The organism is Streptomyces sp. NRRL WC-3549 (assembly GCF_000721935.1).
Classification (GTDB): Bacteria; Actinomycetota; Actinomycetes; order Streptomycetales; family Streptomycetaceae; genus Streptomyces.
The window spans coordinates 341921-346905 of record NZ_KL585394.1; the positions used below are offsets into that span (position 1 = coordinate 341921).

Here is a 4985-nt window from a genome sequence, read left to right on the forward strand (position 1 = left end):
CCGCTTCGAGGCGCGGCTGCGGCGGACGCCGTCGGCCATGGCCAGGAAGACCACCGGCATGAGGATCGCGCTGTAGTGCCAGACCATGCCCCAGTGGTTGGAGTCCTGGGACAGCAGGCGCCAGCCGAGCGTGGGCAGGACCAGCAGGACCAGCGGTGAGCGCAGGGCCAGGAAGGCGGTGATGCCGACCAGGAAGACGAGCATCTCGATCTTCACGGACGAGTTGAGGACGCCGAGGGCGGAGTCGAGCAGGGAGACCTCCTGTTCCCCGTTCTTCTCGATCTTCGTCCAGTAGTCGTACGTCCCCGCGCTGCTGGCCGCCGGTATGAGGACGAGGACGGTCAACGCGAACGCGACGACCCCGTACACCGCGAGCAGCAGCCCCTGGAGCCGGCGGCCGAGGAGGGCCAGGACCGCCCCGACGGCCGCCACGGTCACCCCGAGGTCCTCCTTCACCAGGACCAGGGGCAGCGACCACAGGACGGCGGCCCGCCACCGCTCCAGGACGAGCGCCCGGCAGACCAGGGCGACGAGCGGAACCGCGAGGGCGATCTCGTGGAACTCCGACTTGACCGCTTCCTGGAGCCCCCAGGACAGCCCGTACGCCACCGTGACGCACAGCCCCGACCGGCCGCCCAGGATCTGCTGGGTGGTACGCCCGACGACGACGGCGGAGGCGGCGAACAGGGCGGCCTGGGCGAAGAGCAGGGCGAGGGCGGACGGCCAGATCCAGTAGAGCGGGACCAACAGGGCCACCACGGGGCTGAAGTGGTCGCCGAGTATGAGGTAGCCGGGGCCCTTGATGTCGACGACGGGGGCGTGGAAGCCGGCGTACGCCCGTACCTCCTGCTCGAAGATCCCGAGGTCCCAGGAGGGCGAGTGGAAGTTGCTGTACCGCAGGTAGGCGTAGAGGAAGTACACCGCGCACAGTGCGGCGGCGGCGACGAGGTACGGCCGCAGGGGTGCGGGATGCAGGGGGCGGGCGGCGGCCTCGGGTACGGGGTCCGGGCCCGGCTCCGGCTCCCCCGGCGTGTCCGTCCCGTTCTGGTTCAGGTCAAGCACGTTGCCCCCGCCGGCCGAATCCCTCAGTGGTCACTTGCCGGTCGCGCGCGTGCCGTAGGGGCCGGCCCGACAAGGCCATTCATTAGAACAGAGGGTCGAGCCGCTGCCGTACTCCGGGAGACCGGGGTACGAGCGCGGGCCGCACCCGTGGAGGGATGCGGCCCGCGCACGGGGGACGGTCAGTGGAAGAAGTGGCGGGTGCCCGTGAAGTACATGGTCACGCCCGCCTTCTTCGCGGCCTCCACGACCAGCTCGTCGCGGACCGAACCGCCGGGCTGGGCCACGGCCTTGATCCCGGCCGCGGTCAGGATCTCCAGCCCGTCCGGGAAGGGGAAGAACGCGTCGGAGGCGGCGTACGAACCCTTCGCGCGCTCCTCACCGGCCCGCTCGACGGCGAGCTTGGCGGAGTCGACGCGGTTGACCTGGCCCATGCCGACGCCGACCGAGGCGCCGTCCCTGGCGAGCAGGATGGCGTTGGACTTGACGGCCCGGCAGGCCTTCCACGCGAAGGCGAGTTCCCGCAGCTCCTCGGCGGACAGGGCCTCACCGGTGGCCAGGGTCCAGTGGGCCGGGTCGTCGCCGTCGGCCTGGAGCCGGTCGGTGACCTGGAGCAGGGCGCCGCCGTCGATCGGCTTGACCTCGACGGGGGCGGTCGGGGCGTCGGGGCAGCGCAGGACGCGGATGTTCTTCTTGCGGGCGAGGACCTCGACGGCACCGTCCTCGTACGCCGGGGCCACGATGACCTCGGTGAAGATCTCGGCGACCTGCTCGGCCAGCTCGACGGTCACCGGGCGGTTGACGGCGATGACACCGCCGAACGCGGAGAGCGGGTCGCAGGCGTGGGCCTTGCGGTGCGCCTCGGCGACGTCGTCGGCGATCGCGATGCCGCACGGGTTGGCGTGCTTGATGATCGCCACGCACGGCTCGGCGTGGTCGTAGGCGGCGCGGCGGGCGGCGTCGGTGTCCGTGTAGTTGTTGTAGGACATCTCCTTGCCGTGCAGCTGCTCGGCCTCGGCGAGGCCGCCCTCGCCGGAGGTGTAGAGCGCGGCGGGCTGGTGCGGGTTCTCGCCGTAGCGCAGGACGTTCTTGCGGGCGTAGGTGGCGCCGGTGAAGTCCGGGAAACCGGAGTCGTCGGCCGCCGCGTAGCCGTCGGCGAACCAGGCGGCCACGGCCACGTCGTACGCGGCGGTGTGCTGGAAGGCCCGCCTCGACCGCGGCCAGCACGTCGGCGTAACGCTCCGGGCTCGTCACGACGGCCACGGACGGGTGATTCTTGGCGGCGGCGCGGACCATCGAGGGGCCGCCGATGTCGATCTGCTCCACGCACGCGTCGTCGGACGCGCCGGAGGCGACGGTCGCCGTGAACGGGTAGAGGTTGACGACCACCAGGTCGAACGGCTCCACGCCGAGCTCGGCGAGCTGCTCGCGGTGGGCGTCCAGCCGCAGGTCGGCGAGGATGCCGGCGTGGACCCGGGGGTGGAGCGTCTTCACACGGCCGTCGAGGCACTCGGGGAAGCCGGTGAGCTCCTCGACCTTGGTGACCGGGACCCCGGCGGCGGCGATCTTCCCGGCGGTGGAGCCGGTGGAGACCAGCTCGACACCCGCCTCGTGCAGACCGCGGGCGAGGTCTTCGAGCCCCGTCTTGTCGTAGACACTGACCAGGGCGCGGCGGATGGGCTTATTCACCGACATGACCGAGATGAACCTTTCGTCCCTCAATGCGATAGCCGTCGCGGGCGAGCCGCCCCACGGCCTCGACGAGCAGCGAGCGCTCGACTTCCTTGATGCGTTCATGGAGGGCGGCTTCGCCCTCCACGGTGTCCTCTTCGGTCACCTCGACCACGCCCTGCGCGATGATCGGGCCGGTGTCGACGCCGTCGTCGACGAAGTGGACGGTGCACCCGGTGACCTTCACGCCGTACGCGAGCGCGTCGCGCACCCCGTGGGCACCGGGAAAGCTGGGGAGCAGGGCGGGGTGGGTGTTGACGACGCGGCCGCCGAACCCGGCGAGGAACTCCTTGCCCACGATCTTCATGAAGCCGGCGGAGACGACGAGGTCCGGGCGGTGTTCCGCCACGGCCGCGGTCAGCGCCGCGTCCCATTCCTCCCGGCTCGCGTAGTCGGGGACCCTGCACACGAAGGTGGGGATCCCGGCCCGCTCGGCCCGCTCGACACCGTAAGTGCCCTGCCGGTCCGCGCCGACCGCGACGATCCGGGCGCCGTAGCCCTCGGGGTCGGCTTCGATGGCGTCGAGCAGCGCCTGCAGGTTCGTCCCCGAACCGGAGACGAGGACGACCAGGCGGGCCGGGGCGGCGGAGGGGGGCGGGGAGGCCACGACGGGGCCCTTTCTCACGGGTCAGGCGGACGCGGTGCACCGGGGGCGCGCGGACGGCCGCCGTTTGTATGGTCGTACGAAAGAATCTCGCCCCTTGATACGGGGAACTCTACGAACGGGTCGGCCGTCAGCAACGATACCGGCACACCCGGCGGCCCCCACGGGACGGGGGCGTGACCGGGAGGTAGCGTCTGGGGACAGGGATCCGCCCCCGGGCGGACATGACGAGATGGGGAAGACGTTCACCACATGCCGGACCGCCTCCGCACCGCCTATGGCCACCCGCTGCCCGAGCGGGCATCCACGCTGATGCGGGAACGCCGGTCCTCTTCGCAGGACCCGTCGAAGCCGCCGGGTCCCTCCTCGGCATCGGGCACTTCGGCCTCGGGCTCCGGTTCCTCCTCGGGGCCCGTTGACGACAATCCGTACGCGGCGCCGCCCGAAGGCCGCCCCGACCAGCCCTGGCAGCCGCGCCACCCCTCCGACGGAGGGGATGACGGGAACGGCGGCGACGGAGGGTCCTCCGGCAGCCGCCCGGCCTGGGGCAGTCAGTGGAGCGACCGGCAGCCGGGCCGGCAGGACGGCGGCTTCGGCGGCCGTTCCGGCGGCCCCGGCGGGCCCCGCGGCCAGGGCGGCCCCGACGGGGGCCCCGGCCAGCTGCGCTGGGACCCGACCGACCCCGCCCAGCGGCGCGCCCGCTACGCGGTGCTGGGCGGTATGTGGGCCTTCTTCTTCGCCCTCTTCGACTTCCCGGAGATCGCCCTGCTGCTCGGCGCGCTCGCCGTGTACTGGGCCGTCAGCGCGCTGCGTGCCGGGCCGCACAAGGCCCGGCAGCCCGGTGCGGCGGGCGACGGTACGCCCACCGGCTCCCCGGGCCGGGCCGCCCCGCCCGCGCGGCCCGGTTCCTCCCCGGCCGCTCCGGCCGGCGGCGGGCGGCAGCTGACCACGGCGGCCGTGAGCGGCCTGGTGATGTCCCTGTTGGCCCTGGCGATCGTCGCCACGACCTTCACGGTGCAGCTCGTCTACCGCGACTACTACACCTGCGTGAACGACGCCCTCACCAAGACCGGTGCCCTGGCCTGCAACAGCAAGCTGCCCGATCCGCTGGAGCCGTTCTTCGGCGTGAAGGCGTAGCCCCCCGGACGTCCCTCGTCACGACGCGTCCTCCCGGCCGGTCCCCGGGTGCCCCTGAGCACCCGGGGGCCGGCCGTCCGCCGTTCCGGGGCCGCCGCCACCGTCCGTGTCCGGCTTCTGCGCCTCGCCCTCGCCTCCGCCCTCGGGTGCGGGGCCGCCGCCGACGCCTTCCTTCGGGCCCGGGGGCAGGTCCGGCGGCGGGTGCGCGGGGTCGCCCTGGGGTCCGCCCCGGGAGAGGTCCGGGGGTGCGGCCTCGTGGGTCCCGTGCGCCTCCTGCGGGAGCACGGCCGGTTCGGCGGGCGGCCCGCCCCGTACCGCGGGGAAGTCCGCCATCAGTCCGCCCGACCTCTTCCTGAGCGACGCCCAGCGCGCCTTGCGCGCTCCTTCCCCGTGCCACGAGTCGGCCGACAGGAAGTCGTACTCCTCCGCCGGCGGGGCCAGGTCCTCCGGCTTC

Annotated in this window: 3 protein-coding genes and 2 pseudogenes; 1 reads left to right on the forward strand and 4 read right to left on the reverse strand. The window is 73.1% G+C overall.

Annotation, left to right across the window (positions count from 1 at the left end; genetic code table 11):
• The 3 genes and pseudogenes from IH13_RS0112335 to purN form a co-directional block, all read right to left on the reverse strand.
• Positions 1-1062, reverse strand: a 1062-nt coding sequence (locus IH13_RS0112335; RefSeq protein ID WP_031083773.1) for a DUF2079 domain-containing protein, incomplete at its 3' end; no start/stop codon positions are given.
• A gap of 179 nt (positions 1063-1241) precedes the next feature.
• Positions 1242-2754, reverse strand: a pseudogene (gene purH / locus IH13_RS37290) (bifunctional phosphoribosylaminoimidazolecarboxamide formyltransferase/IMP cyclohydrolase).
• On the reverse strand, positions 2741-3397 hold the full coding sequence (purN, locus tag IH13_RS0112345) for a phosphoribosylglycinamide formyltransferase (protein ID WP_031083775.1): 657 nt from the start codon (positions 3395-3397) through the stop codon (positions 2741-2743). The pseudogene purH and the gene purN overlap by 14 nt, the downstream one beginning before the upstream one ends.
• Positions 3398-3646: 249 nt before the next feature.
• Between purN and IH13_RS0112350 the strand changes: the two genes are divergently transcribed.
• The gene (locus IH13_RS0112350; RefSeq protein ID WP_031083777.1) at positions 3647-4531 is read left to right on the forward strand and encodes a hypothetical protein; all 885 of its coding nucleotides are present in this window, start codon (positions 3647-3649) and stop codon (positions 4529-4531) included.
• A gap of 18 nt (positions 4532-4549) precedes the next feature.
• Here IH13_RS0112350 and IH13_RS43410 read toward each other — a convergent pair.
• Positions 4550-4985 (reverse strand): annotated as a pseudogene (locus IH13_RS43410) (hypothetical protein); the annotation flags it as partial.

Excerpts from the sequence above, each read along its gene's own strand:
- IH13_RS0112350 (WP_031083777.1), top strand. The coding sequence starts at position 3,647 with ATGCCGGACCGCCTCCGCACCGCCTATGGCCACCCGCTGCCCGAGCGG.